Annotated in this window: 20 protein-coding genes; 7 read left to right on the top strand and 13 right to left on the bottom strand. The window is 68.1% G+C overall.

Annotated elements, in window-relative coordinates:
- Positions 1-52 precede the first annotated feature (52 nt).
- The gene (locus QZ814_RS10030; protein WP_294331553.1) at positions 53-1,117 is read left to right on the top strand and encodes a hypothetical protein; all 1,065 of its coding nucleotides are present in this window, start codon (positions 53-55) and stop codon (positions 1,115-1,117) included.
- A 7-nt stretch (positions 1,118-1,124) separates the two neighbouring features.
- On the opposite strand, the gene QZ814_RS10025 is transcribed toward QZ814_RS10030, so the two are convergent.
- The 4 genes from QZ814_RS10025 to QZ814_RS10010 form a co-directional block, all read right to left on the bottom strand.
- The gene (locus tag QZ814_RS10025) at positions 1,125-2,693 is read right to left on the bottom strand and encodes an alpha/beta hydrolase-fold protein (protein WP_294331551.1); all 1,569 of its coding nucleotides are present in this window, start codon (positions 2,691-2,693) and stop codon (positions 1,125-1,127) included.
- 31 nt (positions 2,694-2,724) lie between these two features.
- Positions 2,725-3,519, bottom strand: a complete 795-nt coding sequence (locus QZ814_RS10020) for a LysR family transcriptional regulator (RefSeq protein ID WP_294331548.1) — start codon at positions 3,517-3,519, stop codon at positions 2,725-2,727.
- Positions 3,520-3,680: 161 nt separating this feature from the next.
- Positions 3,681-4,085 carry a Co2+/Mg2+ efflux protein ApaG gene (gene apaG, locus QZ814_RS10015; protein ID WP_010545705.1) on the bottom strand — a complete coding sequence of 135 codons (405 nt, stop codon included), beginning with the start codon at positions 4,083-4,085 and terminating at the stop codon, positions 3,681-3,683.
- Positions 4,082-5,290 (bottom strand): aminotransferase class I/II-fold pyridoxal phosphate-dependent enzyme, encoded by a 1,209-nt coding sequence (locus QZ814_RS10010; RefSeq protein WP_294331544.1) that lies wholly within the window; start codon positions 5,288-5,290, stop codon positions 4,082-4,084. The genes apaG and QZ814_RS10010 overlap by 4 nt, the downstream gene beginning before the upstream one ends.
- A 242-nt stretch (positions 5,291-5,532) precedes the next feature.
- Between QZ814_RS10010 and QZ814_RS10005 the strand changes: the two genes are divergently transcribed.
- Positions 5,533-6,837 (top strand): phospholipid carrier-dependent glycosyltransferase, encoded by a 1,305-nt coding sequence (locus QZ814_RS10005; RefSeq protein ID WP_294331542.1) that lies wholly within the window; start codon positions 5,533-5,535, stop codon positions 6,835-6,837.
- An 84-nt stretch (positions 6,838-6,921) separates the two neighbouring features.
- The gene (locus tag QZ814_RS10000) at positions 6,922-8,040 is read left to right on the top strand and encodes an NADH:flavin oxidoreductase (protein WP_294331540.1); all 1,119 of its coding nucleotides are present in this window, start codon (positions 6,922-6,924) and stop codon (positions 8,038-8,040) included.
- Between the two features lie 128 nt (positions 8,041-8,168).
- Here QZ814_RS10000 and QZ814_RS09995 read toward each other — a convergent pair whose 3' ends face one another.
- The 5 genes from QZ814_RS09995 to QZ814_RS09975 form a co-directional block, all read right to left on the bottom strand.
- Positions 8,169-9,272 (bottom strand): glycosyltransferase family 2 protein, encoded by a 1,104-nt coding sequence (locus tag QZ814_RS09995; protein WP_294331537.1) that lies wholly within the window; start codon positions 9,270-9,272, stop codon positions 8,169-8,171.
- Positions 9,269-10,321, bottom strand: a complete 1,053-nt coding sequence (leuB, locus tag QZ814_RS09990) for a 3-isopropylmalate dehydrogenase (protein WP_294331535.1) — start codon at positions 10,319-10,321, stop codon at positions 9,269-9,271. Before leuB ends, QZ814_RS09995 begins: the two co-directional genes overlap by 4 nt.
- A 54-nt stretch (positions 10,322-10,375) precedes the next feature.
- Positions 10,376-11,107: a DNA repair protein RecO gene (recO, locus tag QZ814_RS09985; protein ID WP_294331533.1), complete on the bottom strand. Its 732-nt coding sequence runs from the start codon at positions 11,105-11,107 to the stop codon at positions 10,376-10,378.
- Between the two features lie 73 nt (positions 11,108-11,180).
- Positions 11,181-12,230: an NAD(P)-dependent alcohol dehydrogenase gene (locus QZ814_RS09980; protein WP_294331531.1), complete on the bottom strand. Its 1,050-nt coding sequence runs from the start codon at positions 12,228-12,230 to the stop codon at positions 11,181-11,183.
- Positions 12,231-12,266: 36 nt separating this feature from the next.
- Entirely contained in the window at positions 12,267-12,671 is a 405-nt protein-coding gene (locus QZ814_RS09975) for a cupin domain-containing protein (RefSeq protein WP_294331528.1), read from the bottom strand.
- 105 nt (positions 12,672-12,776) lie between these two features.
- Between QZ814_RS09975 and QZ814_RS09970 the strand changes: the two genes are divergently transcribed.
- Together QZ814_RS09970 and QZ814_RS09965 are read left to right on the top strand one after the other, a co-directional pair.
- A complete protein-coding gene (locus QZ814_RS09970) occupies positions 12,777-13,670 on the top strand; it encodes a LysR family transcriptional regulator (RefSeq protein ID WP_294331525.1) in 894 nt (297 codons plus the stop codon).
- Between the two features lie 67 nt (positions 13,671-13,737).
- Complete coding sequence (locus QZ814_RS09965; RefSeq protein WP_294331524.1) at positions 13,738-14,223, top strand: cupin domain-containing protein; 486 nt, start codon at positions 13,738-13,740, stop codon at positions 14,221-14,223.
- A gap of 162 nt (positions 14,224-14,385) precedes the next feature.
- Here QZ814_RS09965 and QZ814_RS09960 read toward each other — a convergent pair whose 3' ends face one another.
- The 3 genes from QZ814_RS09960 to purB form a co-directional block, all read right to left on the bottom strand.
- Positions 14,386-16,956: an HWE histidine kinase domain-containing protein gene (locus QZ814_RS09960; protein WP_294331522.1), complete on the bottom strand. Its 2,571-nt coding sequence runs from the start codon at positions 16,954-16,956 to the stop codon at positions 14,386-14,388.
- Positions 16,957-17,502: a biliverdin-producing heme oxygenase gene (locus QZ814_RS09955; RefSeq protein ID WP_294331520.1), complete on the bottom strand. Its 546-nt coding sequence runs from the start codon at positions 17,500-17,502 to the stop codon at positions 16,957-16,959. It lies immediately after the preceding gene.
- Between the two features lie 88 nt (positions 17,503-17,590).
- Complete coding sequence (purB, locus tag QZ814_RS09950; RefSeq protein WP_294331519.1) at positions 17,591-18,907, bottom strand: adenylosuccinate lyase; 1,317 nt, start codon at positions 18,905-18,907, stop codon at positions 17,591-17,593.
- Positions 18,908-19,036: 129 nt separating this feature from the next.
- On the opposite strand from purB, the gene QZ814_RS09945 reads away from it, so the two are divergent.
- Both QZ814_RS09945 and QZ814_RS09940 read left to right on the top strand, forming a co-directional pair.
- Positions 19,037-19,492, top strand: a complete 456-nt coding sequence (locus QZ814_RS09945; protein ID WP_294331517.1) for an EF-hand domain-containing protein — start codon at positions 19,037-19,039, stop codon at positions 19,490-19,492.
- A gap of 42 nt (positions 19,493-19,534) precedes the next feature.
- Positions 19,535-19,984, top strand: coding sequence for a PH domain-containing protein (locus QZ814_RS09940; RefSeq protein ID WP_294331515.1), 450 nt, complete (start codon positions 19,535-19,537; stop codon positions 19,982-19,984).
- A 46-nt stretch (positions 19,985-20,030) separates the two neighbouring features.
- On the opposite strand, the gene QZ814_RS09935 is transcribed toward QZ814_RS09940, so the two are convergent.
- The gene (locus tag QZ814_RS09935; RefSeq protein WP_294331513.1) at positions 20,031-22,784 is read right to left on the bottom strand and encodes a TonB-dependent receptor; all 2,754 of its coding nucleotides are present in this window, start codon (positions 22,782-22,784) and stop codon (positions 20,031-20,033) included.
- Positions 22,785-22,839 lie beyond the last annotated feature (55 nt).

The raw sequence follows: 22,839 nt of genomic DNA, 5'->3' as shown, positions 1-22,839 counted from the left end.
GAACGTCACAACTGCCGCTACCATCCCGCGGAGAAATTGGGGGGAGTGGAAGATGGGCCGTCGATCGATCGTGGCAGGGTTCGCCCTGCTCGCGTGCAGCGCGCTGGCGCCGAGCGCCCATGCGCAGAAGGCGGTGCTGGACGTGCCCGCGACCAAGAAGTGGCAGCATGCCCGGACCGGGCTGATCGTCCCGCAGGCGCCGGCCGGCCTGCCCCGCACCGAGATCCTGACGCTGGGCCAGGGCGAACTCGACATCGCCGTGCAGTTCGGCGACGTCAACAAGACGCAGGCCACGCTCTACCTGTTCCGTCCGGCGCTGATGAGCGTGCCGGTGTGGTTCGATCGTGTGGAGACGCAGATCCTCCAGCGCGGCGCCTATGGCAACCCGACCCCCGCCACGGCGCCCACCGGCTTCGCCCCGCCCGGCGGCACCGCCCCGAGCGCATTGCGCCGCTTCTACAAACCCTCCAAGCCGCCCTATGCCGCCACCGGCGCCGCGGTGCTGCCGCTGGGCGAATGGCTGGTGGTGGTGCGGATCAGTTCGGTGGAACAGGATCCTGCCCAGCTCGATGCGACGCTCTCAGCACTGATCGCCGGGCTCGGCTGGCCGGCCCGCGCGGCGACTGTCGCGGAAGCGCCGGCGGCGGTGCCGGTCCAGCCCTGCGCCGCCGCGCTGGCCTTCGACAAGAAGGCGAAGATGCAGAAGCCCGACATGACCGCCGGCCTGTTCGGCAGCCTGCTCGCGGTGGTCGCAGCCGACAAGAGCAAGGAGACCGCCAAGGCGGGGGAGACCGCCGAGGCACGCCCGCCGTTCTGCCGGGATCCCGCGTCCCGCCAGGAGCAGGGCGTCTACCGGGTCGAATCGCAAGAGCCCGACAGCTACACCATCGCGATCGCCGATGCGGGCCGTACCGTCTTCGTCTATCGGGAACTCGCGCTCGACCCGAAGAAGAAGCCGGGCTTCGCCGTGACCCTGAACACGCTCGATCGCGCCTATTCCTTCCCCGCCTTCGATCGCCTGCCCGATCCGGAAAAGGTGATGCAGGCGATCGCGCAGACCCAGCCCGTCTCCTCGGTCGAGCGCGGCAGCAAGACGATCAGCATCCGCGCGCGATAGGGTGGGCCTAGGGCTTCGGGGCAGGCCGCCCCGATCCCGGCCGCGCAACCGCGTACATCGCCCACGCGATGTCCTTGAGCAGGGCCGAGCGATCGCCGTCGCGGGCGAACAGGTCGAAGTGCGTCTTGCCGGGCACATAGGTGAAGGTCGCCGGAATGCCCGCCGCCTGCATCGCCGCTTCCAGCCGGTGGGCAGGGCCATCGAGGTAGAAGGTGTCCGCCGTGCCCACCGTCAGGTGCAGCTTGCCCGCCAGGTCCGGCTTGAGCTGCGCCGCGTCCCGGGTGATGATGTGCGCCACGTCGAAATGGTCGCGCCAGTAGGCAGCCACCACCGGGTCGACCTTCCCCGTCGCGCGATCGAACAGCGGCACCGGCTTGCCGTCGGCGCCGCGGGGGCTGAACACCCATTCGAACGACGCGATCTGGCCGCCCGCCGGCCCCAGCACCGCCTCGGCGCGGGCAAACTGCTCGGTGGTGGCGACCACCTTTCCGTTCATCCGGACGATCGGCAGCGGCTTGCCGGCCGCGTCATGGTAGAAATTGGCGTCGGCGCGGTAGAGGTCGACATTGGTGAAGTCGTGGAAATCAGCCGGGTCGGGCGAGGTCGGCCAGCTGCCGCCGAACAGCGTGGGGTAGCGGACCTGCAGCCACAGCGTCGACCAACCGCCCGAGCTGTGCCCGGTGAGGAAGCGCCCGCTGGGCTTGGCATCCATCGCATAGCGCGACTCAAGCGCCGGGATGACCTCTTCGGTCAGTGCCTTGCCCCATGGGCCGTTATTGGCCGAGTCGGCGAATTCGTTGGTGCCGGTCGGGCCGCTATGGTCGAGGAACACCCAGAGCATCGGCGGCGACTTCCCCTCCGCCATGTCCGCCGCGGCCATCAGTGCGTTGATCCGCGCATAGGCGAGCGTGCTGCCGAAGCCGCCATCGCTGTAGACCGTGGGGAACCGCGTCTTGCCGTCATAGCCCGGCGGCAGCGCCACCCAGCCGCGGACCGAGGTCGGCGTGCCGCGGAAGGTGGAAAGCGATGCGCTGCGAACGTCCACCGGCTGGACTCGGGCCAGTACCGCCTCGAGCTTGGCCCGCATCGCCGGGGGGACATGCTCCAGCGCCGGGCCTTCTTCCTTTGCGGCGGGCAGTTCCTCGTCGAGCGTCACCACGGGCACCTTGCCGGGCAGCGTGAAGGTCACTGTCTTCGAGACGAGGTCGCCGGGACCGCGGCCGCCATAATTGTAATCGTGGTTGCGATCGAGCACCGCCTGCACCCGGTACGTGCCGGCAGGCAGGGCGGAGAGCGGCGCGGGGAAGACATCGGTCTCGCCGTCGACGCCGGCGACACGACCGGGCTGGAGGTCGATCACCTCGCGTGCGGCGATCGAGGCGCTGCTCGGTGCGAAGGGCGAGAAGTCGATCGGGCCGGCCGGCTTGTCGGGATCCCCCGCCTTTTCGACGAACACGATCAGCCGGCCGGAGAAATGCGCACCGAGCGCCGGCGCGACCGTCACGGGGACCGTGACCGGATCGGGTGCCGCGGCCCCCAGCAGCATCGCGCCCAACATCAACGCCGCCGTCCGCATGCCCTTCCCCTTCCGACCGCTGGGAAGCCGATCAGCTCCCCAGCACTTCCACCAGTGTCTGTACCTTCTTCTGCCGCCACTGCGGCAGCGGCGCGACCAGCCAATAGCCGAGTCGCGAGGCCTTGGGCTCGCCGACCACGGCGACGCGTCCCCCCTCGATATCGGCGCGCGCCAGCAACTCGGGCACGGTCGCCCGGCCAAGGCCTTGCGCCGCCGCGTCGATCGCGAGACCTGCATCCGCCACGCGGACCAGCGACCCGGCATCCTCGGCCATGCAGCCGGGCCAGGAGATTCGCACGTCGATGCTGCCGCCACCGGGCCGCTCGACGGTGACCATGCCGTCGCTTTCCAGTGCCTCGCCCTCATGCTCGCCGGGGCCCTCGCCCCAGCGGATGGCGAGGTCGAGATTGGCCTCGGTGAAATCGAGCGCGTCATCGGCCGGCACCAGCACGAAGCGCAGGTCCGGATCGGCGCGGGCGATGTCCGACAGGCGCGGCATCAGCCATTTGGCGGTGAGGTCGCGCGGCGCGGCGATGGTCAGCGACTTGGAGGATTGCCCCGCCTGCATCGCCCGTACCGCTTCCTCGAACTGGAGGAAGCCGTTGCGCAGCGCGGTGAGCCCGCTTTCCGCCTCGGGGGTGAGTTCCAGCCCCTTGGTGGTGCGGCGGAACAGCACGACGCCGAGCGTATCCTCGAGCGCGCGGATCTGCTGGCCGACCGCGGCGGGGGTCACCGCCAGCTCGTCCGCCGCGCGGGTGAAGGACAGGTGGCGCGCGGCCGCATCGAGCACGCGCATGCCGTTGAGGGGGAGATGGGTACGCTTCATCGGTCAGATCCTCCCCTGCGGACGAACCGCATAAGCTGCGCTCCCCTCCCGCTTGCGGGAGGGGGCGGGGGAGGGATCGACGTGGAAGAAGCGCGGCATCGTTCCAGCCCCTCCCCTGGCCCCTCCCGCAAGCGGGAGGGGAACGTGCAGGTAGCCGCCCCTCACTGCTCGCCTGCCACGGCGGGGGCGATCAGGGCGAAGCGCGGGATGGTGACGTCGAACGCCGAGCCGTCCTCGGCGATCATGTGGTAGGTGCCCTGCATCGATCCGCTCGGCGTCGAGAGCGGGCAGCCCGAGACATAGTCGAAGCTGCCGCCCGGCATGATCATCGGCTGTTCGCCGACCACGCCTTCGCCCTCCACCGTGTGGCGCAGCCCGCGCCCGTCGGTGATGATCCAGTGGCGGGTGAGCAGCTGCACCGTCACCGGGCCTTCGTTCTCGATGCGGATGTGATAGGCCCAGAACCAGCGGCCGCGATGCGGTTCGGATTGCTCGGGCAGATACGACACCGACACGCGAACGACCACGCCACGCGTCGTCGCCTCGTCGGTGAAGAGCGCCTTCACAGCCCGGCGCCTCGCAGCGCCTGGTCGAGATCGGCGATCAGGTCGTCGGCGTCTTCGAGGCCGACATTGATCCGGATCATGCCCTCGGTGATGCCCATCTCCAGCCGCTTCTCCTCGGCGAGGCCCGAATGGGTGGTCGAGGACGGGTGCGTCATCAGCGAGCGCGAATCGCCGATGTTGTTCGAGATGTCGATCAGCTCCAGCCCGTCGAGCAGCGCATGGGCCTGGCTCCGCCCGCCATCGACTTCGAAGCTGAAGATCGGGCCGGCGGCGGCCATCTGGCGCGTGAACAGGGCGTGCTGCGGGTGGGCGGGAAGCGCGGGGAAGTTCACCCGGGGTACGCGCTGTTCGAGGAAGGTCCCGACCTTCAGCGCATTCTCGCTCTGACGGCGGATGCGCAGGTCGAGCGTTTCCAGGCCCTTCAGCACCACCCAGGCATTGAACGCGCTGAGCGTCGGCCCGGTGTTACGGGTGAAGGGGAGCAGCGTGTTGGTGACGAAATCCTCGGAGCCGCACACCGCGCCCGCCAGCACGCGGCCCTGCCCGTCCATCATCTTGGTGGCGGAATAGGCGACGACGTCCGCGCCGAAGTCCATCGGGCGCTGGAGCGCGGGCGTGGCGAAGGCATTGTCGACCACCGTCACGATGCCATGCTTCTTCGCGATGGCGCAGACCGCTTCCAGGTCCACCACGTCCATGGTCGGATTGGCGGGGGTCTCGAAGAAGAAGAGCTTGGTGTTCGGCCGGATCGCGTCCTCGAACTGCTGCGGATCGCGCGCATCGATCGTCGTCGTGGTGACGCCGAAGCGCGGCAACAGGCTGTCGGTCAGCCAGCGGCACGAGCCGAAGGCGGCGCGGCCCTGGACGATATGGTCGCCCTGGCTCACCTGGCAGAGGAGCGCGGCGGTCATCGCCGCCATGCCCGTCGCCATGGTGCGGCACGCCTCGGCGCCTTCGAGCAGGGCGATGCGCTGTTCCAGCATCTCCACCGTCGGGTTCTGGAGGCGCGAATAGGTCATGCCCGCCTGTTCGCCGGCGAAGCGCGCGGCGGCGTCGCCCGCGCAATCATAGGCGTAGCCCGAGGTGAGGAACAGCGCCTCGCTGGTCTCGCCGAACTCCGAGCGCGCGGTGCCGCCGCGCACAGCCTGAGTCGCGGGCTTCCAGTTACGGGTGACGCTGGGATCCTGTCCGGTACGACGCTTCATGCGCGCTGCTTTGCGGCGCTTGGGGGCGGCGCGTCAACCTTTGGCTAAAGATCCTCCCCGGTACGGGGAGGGGGACCAAGGCGCGAAGCGGCTCGGTGGAGGGGGATCGCAGCGAGCGATTCCGGTGTGGCAGCCCCCCTCCACCACCGCCTCCGGCGGCGGTCCCCCTCCCCGTGCCGGGGAGGATCTTTACTGGATCGGCCCCTATTCCGCTCGCCCCCCGCCTCCGCTACGCGTACCCCATGCGTTTCCGCCTTTCGGCCCTTGCCACCCGCCCCTGGCTCGTCGCCCTGCTTATCGGCCTCGCCGCGCAGCTGCTGTTCACCTTTCACCTCGATCGGCCGGGCGGGATCATGTTCGACGAGGTGCATTACGTCCCCGCCGCCAACGCGCTGATCGAACTCTCCGGCCCGCGCAACATCGAGCATCCGCTGCTCGGCAAGGAGCTGATTGGCGCGGGCATAGAGATGCTCGGCGACAATCCATTCGGCTGGCGAATCCTGCCGACGATCGCCGGCACCGCGACGGTGCTAGGCGTGTTCGCTTTCCTGTGGATCCTGATGCGTGGGCGGATGCGGGTGGCGGTGACCGGCGCGGTGCTGGCGATGCTCAACCAGAGCCTGTTCGTCCAGGCGCGCACCGCGATGCTCGACGTGTTCCTCGGCGCCTTCCTGCTGTGGGGGCTGGTGTTCCTGCTCTGGGCGATGCGCGGCACGCGCACGCAGGTGCGCGGGCGCTGGTGCGCGGGCGCGGTGCTGATGGGGCTGGCGACGGCGGTGAAATGGTCGGCCGCGCCCTATATCGCCGCGATTGCGATTGCGCTGCTCGTCGCGCGCGTGCGCGACGCCCGCCGCGCCAAGCAGCCGCTGGCCACGGCGCTGTTCTCCGGCGACCAGCCGCATTGGCCGGGTCTTTCCACCGTCGCCGCCGTGCTGCTGCTCGGCCTGATCAGCATCCCCGTCTATTTCGCGACCTTCGCGCCCACCTTCTTCTACCTGACCGGCGCAACCGACGGCCTCCCCGGCCTGCTCTCCCTGCAGCGCGACATGTATGCCGCGCAGACCCAGGTGCTGCCGCACCACAATTACCAGTCGGACTGGTGGAGCTGGCCCATCCTGCTGCGGCCGATCTGGTTCTTCTACGAATGGGATCACGGTGCCCAGCGCGGCGTGCTGCTGATCGGCAATCCGGTGATCATGTGGGGCGGGCTGGTCGCGGTGCTCGCCAGCTATGTCCTGTGGTTCCGCACCCATGCCTGGCGGCCGCTGGCACTCGCGCTCTTGTGGACCTTCTCGGTGGGGATCTATGCGATCATCCCCAAGTCGCTCGGCTTCTATTATTATTACCACCTCTCGGCGATCTTCCTGTGCCTGGTGCTGCCGGTGACCTTCCACCAGTTCGACCGCCTGCGCGCCAAGGGCTGGGAGGAATGGTATGTCGCCCTCGCCCTGCTGTGCTTCGGCTATTTCTACCCGATCCTCGCCGCCTCGCCGCTGAGCGACGGCCAGGCCTTCGCCCACTGGATGTGGTTCCCGAGCTGGCGCTAAATTTCGTTGCGGGCCGGCGGCCATCTTGAACGGTGGCCGACAGTCGCTAGCTTCGCTTCGGTTTCAAACCGCAACGGAGTTCCCATGACCGCGTCGACCGACGTCCTCTTCCGTCCGTTCCGCATCAAGTCGCTCGATCTGCCCAACCGGATCGTGATGGCGCCGATGACGCGGACCTTCGCGCCCGAAGGCATCCCCGGCGCGGCCAACGCCGCCTATTATCGCCGTCGTGCCGAAGGCGGCGTGGGACTGATCCTCTCCGAGGGCACGGTGATCGACCGTCCAGCCTCGCGCAACCACCCGAACATCCCCTTCTTCCACGGCGATGCCGCGCTGGCGGGCTGGAAGACCGTGATCGACGAGGTCCATGCCGCCGGCGGCAAGATGGCGCCGCAGATCTGGCACACCGGCTCGACCGTCGGACCCGACCGCAATTGGCAGCCGGACGCGCCGGTGGAAAGCCCCTCGGGCGTCGTCGCGCCGGGCAAGCCGCGCGGCGTGGCGATGACCGAACAGGACATCGAGGCGACCATCGCCGCCTTTGCCAAGGCCGCCGCAGATGCCAAGCGCCTCGGCTTCGACACGGTCGAACTCCACGGCGCGCATGGCTATCTGATCGACCAGTTCTTCTGGGCCGGCACCAACACCCGCGAGGACGTCTATGGCGGCAGCACCATCGCCGAGCGCTCGCGCTTCGCGGTCGAGGTGGTCAAGGCCGTGCGCACGGCGGTGGGTCCGGACTTCCCGGTGATCCTGCGCCTCAGCCAGTGGAAGCAGCAGGATTACAGCGCCCGCCTCGCCACGACGCCCGACGAGATGGCATCGTGGCTGCAGCCGCTGGTCGATGCCGGCGCGGACGTGCTGCACTGCTCGCAGCGTCGCTTCTGGGAGCCGGAATTCCCCGAGATCGACGGCGAGAACGGCCTCAACTTCGCCGGCTGGGCGAAGAAGCTCACCGGCGCTGCGACGATCAGCGTCGGCTCGGTCGGCCTGTCGGGCGAGTTCATCGCGGCGTTCGGCGGCGAGACCTCCGAGCATAGCGATCTCGACAAGCTGGTCGAGCGGATGGAGCGCGACGAGTTCGACCTGATCGCGGTCGGCCGCGCGCTGATCAGCAATCCGGACTGGGTACAGAAGGTCCAGACCGGTGCGGGTCAGGAGTTGAAGGGCTTCAGCCCGGCGGCGCTGGCGGAGCTGGTGTAACGAGCTGCCTAAGCCCCTCCCCTTCAGGGGAGGGTTTGGGGTGGGGCGGTGTCTCGCAGAGACCAACCGGCGTTCTGGAATCCCTCCACCCCAACCCCTCCTCCAAGGAGGAGGGGCTTAGTCCGGTTTCAATACCGCCCCCAGACGAACCGCGACGACAGCGCGAAATTCCACACCGCCGCCACCGCGATCCCCGCCAGCGCGGACAATCGCCAGTCGCCATGCTCGACATTGTGCAGGAAGGCCGCCACGCCGACATTGGCCGCCGCACCCACGGCGCATACCAGGCAGAAGCTCACCCAGCCCGCGAGCAGCGCACCCGCGCCCTTCAGCCGTCGCTCGCGATAGGTCAGCGCGTTGTTGAGCAGGAAGTTGAAGGTCATCGCCACGATCGTCGCGACGATGGTCCCGGTCACGAACGGCAGCCCGGCGAGGCGGAACAGCACGAACAGCACCGAGAGATGCACCGCCGCGCCCAGCGCGCCGATCGCCGAGAACATCGCGAAGCGCACCGGCACGACCTTGCCGAACATCCGGTCGTACAGCGCGATCAGATATTCCATCGCCACGACATAATCGAGCTTGCTCTCCCCCTCGACGCGGACCCGGAAGGTGTAGGGCAGTTCGCGGAAGGCGAGCGGACGCGGGCTCGCGGTCATGATGTCGAGCAGGATCTTGAAGCCGATGCCGGAGAGCTTCGGCACCAGATCGCGCGCGATCTCGCTGCGGATCATGAAGAAGCCGCTCATCGGATCGGTCAGGTCGGCCTTGAGCACCTGGCGGGAGAGCCTGGTCGCGAAGGCGGATTTGGCGACGCGCTCGCGGTCCCATTCGCCGGTGCAGCCGCCTTCGCAGAAGCGCGAGCCGATCACCACGTCGAGGTTCGCATCGGCCTGCAGCGCATCCAGCATCTTCGGCAGCAGCGTCTCGTCATGCTGGAGATCGCCGTCGATCACCGCGACGCACGGCGCGGCGGTCGCGCACATCCCCTCAATACAGGCAGTCGACAGCCCGCGCCGTCCGAACCGCTGGATCACGCGCACGCGCGGGTCCGTCCGCGCGATCGCCCGCGCGGCATCCGAGGTACCGTCGGGACTGTCGTCGTCGACGAAGATCGCCTCCCAGGCGCGGCCGGCAAGGGCCGCGTCCAGCTTGGCGATCAGCAGGGGAACATTGGCGCGTTCGTTGAACGTGGGGATAACGATCGCGAGTTCGAGCAGGGTATCGCTCACTGAAGCTCCAGCAGCACCGCGTCCCCCATGGCGGCGGTTGAGAGGGTACCCCCGAGATCGGCCGTCCGCGCGCCCTTGGCGAGCGCTGCGGCAACCGCTTTTTCTATGCGCTGCGCCGATGCTTCGTCGGCCAGCGAGTGCCGCAGCAGCATGGCCGCGGAAAGGATGGCGGCGCAAGGGTTCGCCTTGCCCTGCCCGGCAATGTCCGGCGCGCTGCCGTGGATCGGCTCGTACATGCCGTTCGCGCCCGACCAGGCGGCGAGCGAGGCCGAGGGCAGCATGCCGATCGATCCGGCGCACATGCTCGCCTGATCGCTGAGGATGTCGCCGAACAAATTGCCGGTGACGATCACGTCGAAGCTGGCCGGCGCGCGCACCAGCTGCATCGCGGCATTGTCGACATACATATGGGTCAGCTCGACGTCCGGATACTCGGTCGCCATCGCGGTGACGACGTCGCGCCACAGCTGCGAGGTCTCGAGCACATTGGCCTTGTCGACCGAGCAGAGCTTCCTGCGGCGGCGCTTGGCCATCTCGAAGCCGACGCGGGCGATGCGCGTCACTTCTTCCTCGTTGTAGCTCATTACGTCATAGCCCTGGCGCAGGCCTTCGGGCGTGGTGCGCAGGCCCTTCTCGCCGAAATAGACGTCGCCGATCAGTTCGCGGACGATCACCACGTCGAGGCCGTTCACCACCTCGGGCTTGAGCGGCGAGGCGTCCTCCAGGCCGGGGAACAGCGTGGCCGGGCGGAGATTGGCGAACAGCCCCAGCGCCTTGCGGATGCCGAGCAGCGCCGCTTCGGGACGCAGGTGACGTTCCAGCTTCTCGAAGCGCGGATCGCCGATCGCGCCGAACAGCACCGCATCGGCGCGCTTGACGAGGTTCAGCGTGGCTTCCGGCAGCGGATGGCCCGCGGCGAGATAGGCGGCGCCACCGACCGGCGCTTCCTCGAACTGGAGATCGAGGTTGAGCGCTTCGAGGACGCGGCGGGCTTCGCGCGTGACTTCAGGGCCGATCCCATCCCCCGGCAACACAGCAATCAGCGACATCCGAACCCTCACGCAGCACCTAGACTGCGCGCCGCTTAGCCGCCCGGGGCGGGTTTATGCAACCGCCCGCAACAAGCGGTCCACCAGCCGGACACGCGCCGCCAACAGATCGGCGCCCCGGCCGATCAGCAGATCGCGCGCCAGGAAATGGCCGGTCAGGCGGAGCCCTGCCAGAATATCCTCCCAGTCCGCCGCGCCGCCCTCGGTGAGGAAGGGCGGCAAGGCGAGCAGGCGATTCTCATAGCCCGTGGCACCGATCCGGCTCACCGCGATGCCGCTCTTGGGGCTGACAAAGGCAAGCTCCTCGGTCCCCCCGGTCGCCGCGCAGCGTTCCAGATCAAGACCAAAACCGAGCTCGGCGAGCAGCAGCAGCTCGTACCGCACGAGCGCCACCGCCCAGCCCCGCGCGGCGGGCGCCGCCTCGATCGCATCGAGCACGCCGCCGAGCGCCGCATGGAGTCGCGGATAGGGCAGGCCTTCGGGGAGGGTCGCGGCGGTGAGCGCGGTCACCCAGGCAAGCGCGGCGGCAGGCAGCGGTTCGCCGAACAGCGGCGCGCGGCTGTGGAGCAGTTCGACGGTGAGGCCTGCCAGCTGCTCCTCGGTCCGCGCGCGCCATTCGCCGAGGATCAGGTTGGCGGGCTGGAGCACCGGGCGCAGTGCGCGCGATCGGCCGCCACGGACATAGCCGGGCTGTACGCCGTCGCTTTCGGTCAGCGCCCGCACGATCGCGCCATGCTCGCCATGATTGCGAACGCTGAGCAGAATGGCGTCGGCGCGAAGATGCATCGCCGCGATGTAGGGGGTGCGCGGCGGAAAGGGAAATGCGGGGGCGACGCGGACGCCGCCCCTGCACGCGGCCTCAGCCCATCGACGCGATGTCGATAACGAAGCGGTACTTCACGTCGCTCTTGAGCATGCGCTCATAGGCCGTGTTGATCTCCTCGGCACGGATCATCTCGATATCCGCGACGATGCCGTGCTCGGCGCAGAAATCGAGCATCTCCTGCGTCTCGGCGATGCCGCCGATCAGCGAGCCGGCGATCGAGCGGCGCTTGAAGATCAGCGCGGCGACGTTGGGCGACGGGTGCGCATGCTCGGGCACGCCCACCAGCGTCAGCGTGCCGTCGCGCTTCAGCAGGGTGGTAAAGGCGTCCAGGTCGTGGCTGGCCGCGACCGTGTCGAGGATGAAGTCGAAGCTGTTCGCATGCGCCGCCATCGCGTCCGGATCGCGCGAGACCACGACATCGTCGGCGCCCAGCGCCAGCGCATCGGCGCGCTTGCTCTCCGAGGTGGTGAAGGCGACGACATGCGCGCCCAGCGCGTGGGCGAGCTTCACGCCCATATGGCCGAGCCCGCCGATCCCGACGATGCCCACCTTCTTGCCCGGGCCGACCTGCCAGTGGCGCAGCGGCGACCAGGTGGTGATGCCGGCGCAGAGCAAAGGCGCGACGGCGGCGAGCTGTTCCTCGCTATGGCCCACCTTCAGCACGAACTTGTCGCTGACCACGATGCGCTGCGAATAGCCGCCCAGCGTGTGGCCGGGGGCGTCCGGCGTCGGGCCGTTATAGGTGCCGACAAAGCCGTTTTCGCAATATTGTTCCAGCCCCTCGTCGCACGAGGCGCAATGCTGGCAGCTGTCGACCATGCAGCCGACGCCAACCAGATCGCCGACCGCGAACTTCGCGACATGCGCGCCGACCGCGCTGACCCGCCCGACGATCTCGTGGCCGGGCACGCACGGATAGAGCGTGCCGTCCCATTCGGAGCGGACCTGGTGCAGGTCCGAATGGCAGACACCGCAATAGGCGATGTCGATCTGCACGTCGTGCGCGCCGGGTTCGCGGCGCTCGATGGTCATCGCTTCAAGCGGCTTGTCGGCGGCATAGGCGCCATAGGCTTTGGTAGCCATTGGGGAGGATCTCCTGGTTATAGGGTTCGAAGGGGTTCAGCGCGGGCCGGCGCGATAGGTTGCCTCGTCCACCGGCTCCAGCCACTCGACCATCTTGCCGTCCAGCGCTTCCTGGATGGCGATGTGGGTCATCGCGGTGGTGGCGCTGGCGCCGTGCCAGTGGCGATGGCCGGGCGGGCACCAGACCACGTCGCCGGCGCGGATCTCGACAATGTCCTCGCCTTCGCACTGGGTCCAGCCGGTGCCGGAGAGGACGACCAGCGTCTGGCCGAGCGGATGGGTATGCCAGAAGGTGCGGGCGCCGGGCTCGAAGGTGACGCTGGCGACGCCGTGGCGCGCCGGTGCGGGCGCAGTGTGCAGCGGGTCGATCCGGACACGGCCGGTGAACCAGTCGGCCGGGCCGAGCTGGGAGGGCTGGCTGCCGTTGCGCTTCAGTTCCATGAATTCTCCTGCCGGCGCGGGACTCGCGCTCGACAGGAGATAAGCCCGCCACACTCTGTGGATTAGACGCTGGCCGCTGCATGCAGTGTTGAATATGGTTCAGCAATGAACCGCCAGCACCTTTCCGAACTCGCCGCCTTCCTGGCGGTTGCCCGGCAGCGCAGCTTCACGCGTGCCGCCGCGCAGAGTGGCGTCACGCCCTCGGCGCTCAGCCATGCGATGCGCGGGCTGGAGGAGCGGCTGGGCGTGCGGCTGCTCCACCGCACGACGCGGAGCGTGAGCCTCACCGAAGCGGGCGAACGACTGTTCGCGACGCTGGCCCCGCGACTGGACGAGATCGAAGCCGAGGTGGCGGCGCTCAGCGCGCTGCGCGAGAAGCCGGCGGGGCTGGTGCGGATCAGTGCGGACGAACATTCGCTGAAGACCCTGCTATGGCCACGCCTCGCGCCGATCCTGCGCGAATTTCCGGACATCCGGGTCGAGATCGACAGCGACTATCGCCTGACCGACATCGTCGCCGAACGCTTCGACGCAGGTGTGCGCTTCGGCGACATCATCGCCAAGGACATGGTGGCGGTGCCGATCGGCCCGGATGCGCGCATGCTCGCGGTCGCCTCCCCTGCCTATTTCGATCGCGCCGGCCGCCCGCAACGGGTGGAGGACCTCACCAGCCATGCGTGCATCAACCTGCGCCTGCCCACCTATGGCGGCCTCTACGCCTGGGAGTTCGAGGAAGGCGGCCGCGAGCGCAAGGTGCGGGTGGAGGGGCCGCTCACCTTCTCCTCGGTCTTTCCGATCCTGCGCGCGGCGATCGACGGCTTCGGCATCGCCTGCCTGCCCGACGCGGTGGTACGGTCGCATCTCGACAGCGGCGCGCTGGAGGCGGTGCTGACCCGCTTCTCGCCGCCCTTCGCCGGCTACCATCTCTATTACCCCAGCCGCCGCCAGCCGACACCCGCCTTTGCGCTGCTGGTCGAGCGGCTGCGCTGGCGGGGCTGACCCGGCTGTGGCAAGCTGGTTCGCGGCGAACGCCCAGCGTTCTCAATCAACTACAGGGAGAGTTGCCGTGAAGATCCTGCTCAGCGCCCTCGCGGCCGCCCCGCTGCTCGCCATCGCCGTCGCCGCCGTCGCGCAGACCGTCGCGTATCCTACGGCCTTTGTCGGCGGGAAGGACGTGCAGGCCCAGCTCCAGGCGATGCTGACGGAGATGAAGCCCGGCCAGGGCTTCGCCTGGAAGCCGGTGGTACGCGACGGCAGCAACGTGGCGGCGATCGAGATCTGGAAAAAGCCCGGCAAGCCGGCCGTCCACCCCGACCAGGCCGAATATGCGATCGTGCTGGAAGGCAGAGGCACGCTGGTGTCCGGCGGCACGATGCCCGATCGCGAGACGCGCAACCCCACGCTGGTGGAAGGCAGCCGGATCGAGGGCGGCACGACGCGGACGCTTGGCCCCGGCGACGTCATCTTGGTGCCGGCCGGCGTACCGCACTGGTTCGGGATCACCGGCGAACGGCTGGTGTTGCTGGGGATCAAGCTGCCCAAGGGGCAGTGAGCACAGACCCGAGCCCTTCCTGGCCGCGAGGGCATTCGCACAGAAAGCGAAGGGGCGGCGGTTCAACGCGATTGTCATCCCGGCTTTCGCCGGGATGACGAAGTACCTTGTGCAGAGGCGATAGTCTTGCCCTGGGGGGAGGATGAGGTCCGCTGCCAGGCCCTACCCCTCCAGCAACCCCTCCAGCATCCGGGCCATGTTCACGGCGGTGTAGGGCTTCTGCAGCACCGGCACCCCGGCATGCGCGGCATCCAGCTGCAGCTGCTCGCCATAGCCGGTCGCGAACGCGTAGGGGATGCCCTCCGCGCGCAGACGATCGGCAATCGGCAGGCTGGTCTCGGCACCGAGGTTGACGTCGAGGATCGCCACGCCGAAGCGCTCGACCGCCAGCTCCTCCAGCGCGCCATCCACCGACGACGCGGTCACGACGCGTTCGGCGCCAAGACGCAGCAGGATATCCTCGGCATCCATCGCAATGATCAGGCTGTCCTCGACCAGCAGGACGGCACCGTTCAGCACCTGTCGCATCTCGCCCGCGCTCGGCACCGAAATCGGCTCCTCGATGTCCCGCGCGTGCTTGGCCGCCGCGTCGCCGTCCAGCACCACGTGCCGGGCCGGGATGCAGAACTCCGCCTCCAAGCCGGTGAGCGGGTAGCGCACCGTCGCCTTGCCGCCCAGGTCATAGGGCACCGAGCGCTGGATGATGGTGGTGCCGAAGCCCTGGCGGGTCGGCGGCTGCACGGCGGGACCGCCGCGCTCGCGCCATTCGATCCGGCAATCGCCCTCCGGATCGAGCCACCAGCGCACCGACACCGTGCCGCTGTCCGACAGCGCGCCATATTTGGCGGAGTTGGTCATCAGCTCGTGGAACACCAGCGCCAGCGTCGAGAAGGCCGCAGGGCGGAGCAGCACCATCGGCCCGTCCTGTTCCAGCCGGCCCGAGCGCCCGCCGAGATAGGCCGCCGCCTCGGTGCGCAGCAGCCGACCGAGGGGGGCCGGGCTCCAATTGTCCTCGGTGATCTGGTCGTGCGCGCGGGCGAGCGCCTCGATCCGCCCTTCGAGCATGCGGATATAGGTGCTGGTATCCGCGCCCGGCGCGCGCGACTGGCGGACGAGGCCGCGAATCAGCCCCAGGATGTTGCGCACCCGGTGGTTGAGTTCGGCGATCAGCAGTTCCTGCCGCTCGGAGGCGCGCTGCCGCTCCTCCTGGGCATCGTCGGACAGGCGCAGCACCACCTCGATCAGCGAGGCACGCAGCACCTCCGCCACGCGCAGTTCCACTTCGGTGAAGGGCAGCGAGCGGCCACGGACTTCCTGGCTCCACGTCTCGAAACTCTGCCGAGGGGTGAGGCGCGCGCCGTGCGGCCCCAGTTCCACCGGCTTGTGCGGATCGCCGCCCCAGTTGACCGTGCGCACCAGTTCCTGGCGGAACAGCATCACATAGTCGCGGGGGGAACGACTGATCGGGATGGCAAGCAACCCGGCGCCGACATCGGCGTACTCCGCCGCCTGCGGCAGCACTTCCGCGAGATGGTCCGTCGCGAAGACGCGGCCGGCCGCCATCGCGTTCAACCGGCGCGTGATCGAGGCGAAGGAAGAGGGCGGCGGCGTGATGCCGCTGAACGCCACCTTGCCGCCGATCCAGATGGCGATGCCGTCGCACGGCACCACCTCGCGCAGCTTGCTGCCCAGCCATTCGGGATCGTCGAGCAGGCCGTGATCGCCCGCCACGGCTGCCAGCAGCCGGTCGCTGGTCGCGCGCGCCGCCGCCTCATAGGCGGACAGCGCCTTGCGCTCGCGGCTCTCTAGCTTGAGCGCGAACATTTGGCCGAACAGCTCGGCCATCGAGCGTCGCTCGAAACCGGGGCAGCGAGGGCCGCCATAATGGTGGCAGGCAAACAGGCCCCAGAGCTTGCCCTCGACGATGATCGAGATCGACATGGAGGCGCGCACCCCCATGTTCTTCAGATACTCGATGTGGATCGGCGAGACGGAGCGCAACACCGACAGTGACAGGTCGAGCGGCGCGCCGAATTCGTCGCGCGCCGGCACGATCGGCACCGGCGCCGCATGGACATCGGCGATGATCCGGAACGGCGTGCGCAGATAGAGCTTGCGCGCCTGTTGCGGGATGTCGCTGGCCGGATAACGCAGGTCGAGGAAGCTGCCGATGCCGCTGCGTGCAGCCTCGGCCACCACCACGCCCGATCCGTCGCGTTCGAAGCGATAGACCATCACGCGGTCGAACCCGGTCAGCGCGCGGACCTGCCGGGCGCCTTCGCGGAAGAAGTCGGCCAACGTTTCCTTCTCGTCCAGCCGCCCCATCATCGCCCGCAGCGTGCTGCCCGCGTCGCCTGCGACGTCCGTGGTGCAGGGTTCCCCCTCCACCACGATGGTGTCGCCGACCATGTGGAGCGCGAGGTCATAGGTCCGCGCGCGCGTCCGCAGCGCCTTGACGTGGAAGATGCGCTCCAGCGCATCGTCGCCGCGCAGCAGCGTCAGCCGGTTGCGCAGCGCGTGGATCGCATCGTCTTCCAGATAGTCGCTGACATGGCTTCCGAGCATCTCTTCGGCAGGCATGTCGAAATGCTGGTCGACGTTCGCGGAGGCGCGCTTGATCAGCCAGTCGCTGGAAAAGGCGATCAGGAAGCCGAAGGGCTGAATCGCGCCCAACTGGTGGATGGGTTCGCGATCGCAATTGGTCAGGTCGACCTGAAAAACGCCGTCACTCACTCAGACTACTTTCGCCAGCCATTTCGTGCCGGCAGCCTCGAACCGCCCGAAGGTCTGGTTGGCGGCGGTTACGGCAATTTCCAATGCCTCGGGCTCGTACAGGATCGAATCCAGTTTCGCCAGCAATTCCCGCCACATATGCGGTGGTTGCTGACTACCCAAATAGGCGCGCGGCCAGCTTTCGGGAATGTTGCGCGCAAGGAAGCGCCCGCCAAGACGCGACCCTTCGAGGACGTAGAGCATGCCTGCCATGGCGGCTGCCGGGGCAAGCTCGGCTGAGGCGTCCATTGCCGGCACCTCGATGCCCAACGCGTCTAGATCCACCTGGATCACGCCGGCGCGACGGCGCTGCGACCAGTCGTCGGTGATGGACTCCGCGCCACTGCGGTTGAGCATTGCCTCCACCGGCAACAGCGCCTCGGCATGCGCGGCAAGCAAGCCGGCATAGTCGTCGCGACGCGCCAGATCGAACCGGCTGAACAGCGCATCGACCCGCGCATGGGCGGCACCCGTCGCCTCCCGCAATCGGAGATGTGCGGCGTTCATACGGGTGTATTGTTGAAAAGGCGGCGATCCACGGCAAGCAGAAATCACCCGCCGTGGATCTGTTCCAATAGGACCGAACCGGCCTCAGTTACGCGGCGCCGAATACCCGCGCGAAGATCGTGTCGACATGGCGATAGTGATAGCCGAGGTCGAACTTTTCTTCGATGACTTCCGGGCTGAGCGCCGCGGTGACTTCGGGATCGGCCTTGAGCAGCTCCATCAGCGACAGTTCGCCGTCCGATTCCCACACCTTCATCGCGTTGCGCTGGACGAGGCGATACGCGTCCTCGCGGCTCACGCCCGCCTGGGTCAGCGCCAGCAGCACGCGCTGGGAATGGACCAGGCCGCCCATGCGATCGAGATTCTTCTGCATGCGCACCGGATAGACCAGCAGCTTGTCGACCACGCCGGTGAGGCGGGCCAGTGCGAAGTCGAGGGTGATCGTCGCGTCCGGGCCGATATAGCGCTCGACCGAGGAGTGGCTGATGTCGCGCTCGTGCCACAGCGCCACATTCTCGAGCGCCGGGGTGACATAGCCGCGCACCATGCGGGCGAGACCGGTCAGGTTCTCGGTCAGCACCGGGTTGCGCTTGTGCGGCATGGCCGACGAGCCCTTCTGGCCCGGCGAGAAATACTCTTCCGCCTCCAGCACTTCGGTGCGCTGGAGGTGACGGATTTCCACCGCGAGGCGCTCGATCGACGAAGCGATCACGCCCAGCGTGGCGAAGAACATCGCGTGACGATCGCGCGGGATCACCTGGGTCGAGACCGGCTCCACCGACAGGCCGAGCTTCTCGGCGACATGCGCTTCGACGCGCGGATCGATATTGGCGAAGGTGCCGACGGCACCCGAGATCGCGCAGGTGGCGATGTCGGCGCGGGCGGCGAGCAGGCGTGCCTTGTTGCGCTGGAACTCGGCATGGGCCTCGGCGAGCTTGAGGCCGAAGGTCACCGGCTCGGCATGGATGCCGTGGCTGCGGCCGATCGTCGGGGTCATCTTGTGCTCGCGGGCGCGGCGCTCCAGCACGTCCAGCAGCGCGTCGATATCGGCCAGCAGCAGGTCGCTGGCGCGGGCGAGCTGTACCGCGAGGCAGGTGTCGAGCACGTCGGAGCTGGTCATGCCCTGGTGCATGAAGCGGGCTTCCTCGCCGACCTGCTCGGCCACCCAGGTGAGGAAGGCGATCACGTCGTGCTTGGTCACCGCCTCGATCGCGTCGATCGCGGCGACGTCGATCGCCGGCTTCGTCGCCCACCAGTCCCACAGCGCCTTGGCCGCGCTCTGCGGCACCACGCCGAGGTCGGCGAGCGCCTGCGTGGCGTGCGCCTCGATCTCGAACCAGATGGCGAGGCGCGTCTCGGGCGACCAGATGTCGGTCATCGCGGCGCGGGCATAACGGGGGACCATGGCGTTCCTTCGTGTGCGAAAAAGGGGAGCCCGGCAGCCCCGGGCGGGTCGCGCCGGCGACTAGCAAGAAGCGGCCTCAGCGGCAACCGAAGGGAGGCCCGGCCGTTGGTCTCCTAAGGAGACCGATCGATGCTGACACCCCTGTTGCTCGCCGCCGCGCTGCAGCTCACGCCTGCGCCGCAAGAAATGCCCGCGCAACCGGCCAGGGCCGGCCAGACGCCGAAGCCAGCCGCCGACCCTGCCATGCCGGGTACGCAGGGCAGCGGGGAGGCGAAGCCCGCCACCGCCGGCGGCACCGACAGCGCGGCCGAGACCGCCCAGCCCACGCCCCGCCCCGACCCCGCCAGGCTGCCGGTCGACGCCCAGTTCGCCCGCTACGACGTGAACGGCGACGGCAGCCTCGACCTGGCCGAATTCGGCGACTGGCTGGTGGCGCTGCGGACCGCCAAGGAGGCGAATTTCGATCGCGAAAAGCCGGAGGCGCGCGCCTGGGTGCAGGACAGCTTCACCGCCACCGATGCCAATCGCGACCAGAAGATCAGCCGCGCGGAATGGGCCCGGTTCCTCACCCCGGTCGCGGGCTGACTTCCCCGTTGCGGGCCGCCGCCGCCCGGCTATGATGGCGGCATGGCGCAGCTGATCGATCGCTTCCAATCCTCCACCGCCGGGTGGGTCAAGGGCTCGTTCGCAGGATGGGCGACGGTGGCGCTCTGCCTCGTCGGCATCGGCTTCGTGATCCTGGCGGTCCGCTGGATCGCCAACAAGTCGACGCTCTACGAGGTCACCGAGGACCGGATGATCCTCTATCGCGGCATCGTGCGCAAATCGATCGACGAGATCGAGCTGTACCGAGTGAAGGACGTCCGGCTCGACTATTCGATCGTCAACCAGATCTCGGGCATCGGCACGCTCACCATCACCGCGTCCGACGAGACCACGCGCGGCGGCCCGCTGGTGATCCGCGATGTCGAATATGCCAAGGAACGCCGCGAGAAGCTGCGCGAACTGGTCAGCAACGCCCGCCGCCTGCGCGGCGTGCGCGAGTTCGACATGGTGCAGGAAGACGTACGCGGCTGACGTTGCCGCGATGGGGGCGCGACCAAAGGCCGCGCCCCTCCCCGGCTCAGAAGCCGAACTTCACCGTTGCGAGCACCGTGGTGCCGGAATTGACGACATCGGACAGCGCCAGCGTGTCGCGGCCGATGTGCGACCAATAGGTATAGGCGCCGAACAGGTTCGCCACCGACACATCGGTCCGGACGCCACGACCGAAGTCATAGCCGGCATGCAGGTCCACCGTCTGGATCGGGCGCACCCACAGATCGTCCCACTTCTTCAGCCCCAGCGCACTGTAGGTGGCGATATACTCGCCGGTATAGTGGTACATCACGTCGATGCTGAGCGGGCCCTTCTCCCAGAAGACCTGCGCGTCGCCCATGATCTCCGGCGCGTTCTGGATCCGCTTCTCGACGCCGCCGCCGATATCGACCTTGGTCCACTGGCGGGTGATGCTGCCGCCGATGCCCAGGCCGCTCAGCAGGCCCGGCGCCTCGACGAACTTCTTCCGGAACTGCGCTTCGAGGCCATAGACGTCGCCCGACCCGCCGTTCTGCGGCATGATCGTGATCGTCGTGCCCACCGGGGTGGTCAGCCCGTTCACATAGCCGCTGCCATTGTCGTAGATGTAGTTGCGCAGCTTCTTGTAGAAGCCGCCCAGCATCACATAGCCGCCCGGCGCGATCTTCCATTCGCCCGAAAGATCGGCGTTGATCGCCTGGATCGGCTTCAGGTTCGGGTTGCCCTGGGTGATCGTCACCTTGCCGTCGTCGCTCACGCTGTAGCGCGCGCCGCCGCCCAGCTGGACGAAGGCCGGCCGCGTGTAGGACCAGAACAGCGAACCACGATAGACCGCGTTGCTGGTCGGGCGGTAGTTGACCAGCAGGCTGGGCAGCACCTCGTTATATTCGGTGCGGTTGCTCGACCAGCTGCCGGTCTTGCTGGTGTCGGTGGGCAGCAGCCAGAAGCGGTTGTGGATCACCGTGTGCTCGTAGCGCAGCCCCGGGATGATCTCGGCGTCGCCGGTCTGCACATGCGCCATCGCATAGGCGGAGGCGACCGCCTCGGTACCGTGCAGGGTGTTGCAGTTCTGGTTGTCGGTGAAGCTGTAGCTGCTGTCGCAGCTGTCGAAGCTCTTCGCCGTCTGATACTGGTAGAAATACTGCTTCAGCTTGTCCTGGTTCACCTTGGGCAGGTTCCAGCTATACTTGCCCGGGAACGCCTCGGCATATTCGCCATTGCTGATGCCCAGCCCGTCCCAGGTAAGGCCGCCCTGGCCGATCAGGTTGGCGAGGTGATCGTTGGTCCAGTCGCGATTGGTCACGTCGCGGGTGGAATCGGAGAACTTGCCGCCGAACTTGATCGAGCGCAGCGCCGAACCATCAAATTCCCGCTCGACATCGAGGCGGCCGCCCCACTTGCGCTGGCCGGAATATTGCTTGGTCAGCTGGCCCGCACGGCGGGCGAGCAGGCGGGTGCCGGCATCGTTCAGGTCGTTGTAGATGTCGGTGGTCAGCAGCGGCTGGGGGAAGCCGTCCTGATAGCTCATCGACAGGCCGCCGAGCGGGCGGTTCTTGCCGCTGTTATACTTGTCCGACTGGTTGATGCGCGCCGATGCCTCGATGTGATCGGGGCGATCGTTATGGCCTTCGCTGTAGAAGAGCTGCGGCGAGACCTTCCAGCCGCCGAACTGCTTCGAACCGCCGAACGCCGCGGTGGCGAGCTTGGCGATTTCCGGGTTGGTCTCGTACCAGACGCGGGTCGAGATCTGGTCGACGCTCAGGCCGTAGCGCCCGGTGTTGGCGACCAGCTGGTTGTACGACTTGGACGCCGAGACATACTGGCTCAACGTCGAGTTCTGCGCCGTCTTCGCATAGCCATAGGTGCCGCGCAGATAGATCTGGGTCGTGTCGTCCGGGTGCCAGTCGAGCGAGGCGTTGCCGCCCCAGCGCGTGGTATCGCCCTGCGAAACGCCGATGTTCACGCCGGTCTGGGTGATGTTCTTCTGCGGATCGAGCGTCGGATCGGGCGTACCCTTGGCGTCGGTCGCGACCAGATAGGCCCAGCCGCCGTCATTCTGCGCGGCCATCACGCCGGCCATCTCGCTGTTGGCGAAGTGGCGCACGTCATAATAGGCGCTGGCGTAGATGCCGAAGCTTTCGTTCTGGCCGAAGCGCTTGGAGAATTCGGCCGAGGCGCCGCCGCCCAGGCCGCTGTCGCCATAGTCGCGGGCGCGGGTCTCGATCCGGCCCGAGGCGGTGACGGCGAAGTGCGTCGCCTTGCTCGAATCGTACGCGGTGGGCGTGCGGAAATCGACGGTGCCGCCGATCGCGTCGCCGTCCATGTCGGCGGTCGACACCTTGTTGAGCACGATGGTGTTGAGGCCCGACGGCGGCAACAGGCTCAGCTGCACCTGGCGGCTATAGGGCATGCCCTGCGCGACGTTCACACCGTTGACCAGGTTGACGTTATATTCGGCGTTGAGGCCGCGGATCGAGACGAACATGCCCTCGCCGCGCGAGGCGCCGTCGATCCCGCCGAAGAAGGACGAACCGGTGTTCATCACGTTGACGCTGGGCATCAGCCCCAGCGCTTCGGCGACATTGTGGACGGCGGTGTGCTGCAGATCCTCGTTCGACAGCACCGCGATCGGCTTGTCCGAGGCGAGCTGCACGTCGCTCGCCTGGGCGCGGGTGCCCACCACCACGATGTCGGCGGCGCCGTCGGTAGGGGGCGTGCTCTGCGCCTGCGCCGCGGCGGGCAGCAGGATGGCGAGCGATACGCCGGCGAGCAGCGCCAGCCTCTGGTTCCTGAACGTCATTCGATTCCCTCCCTGGGTGGCGGGCCGGGTGGCCCGCTCCTGCGAGGTCAGACGC

The sequence above is a fragment of the uncultured Sphingomonas sp. genome (genome assembly GCF_913777625.1).
Taxonomy (GTDB): Bacteria; Pseudomonadota; Alphaproteobacteria; order Sphingomonadales; family Sphingomonadaceae; genus Sphingomonas.
Note: the sequence above shows the minus strand (reverse complement) of the source record. Positions and strands in the feature narration are given on the sequence as shown.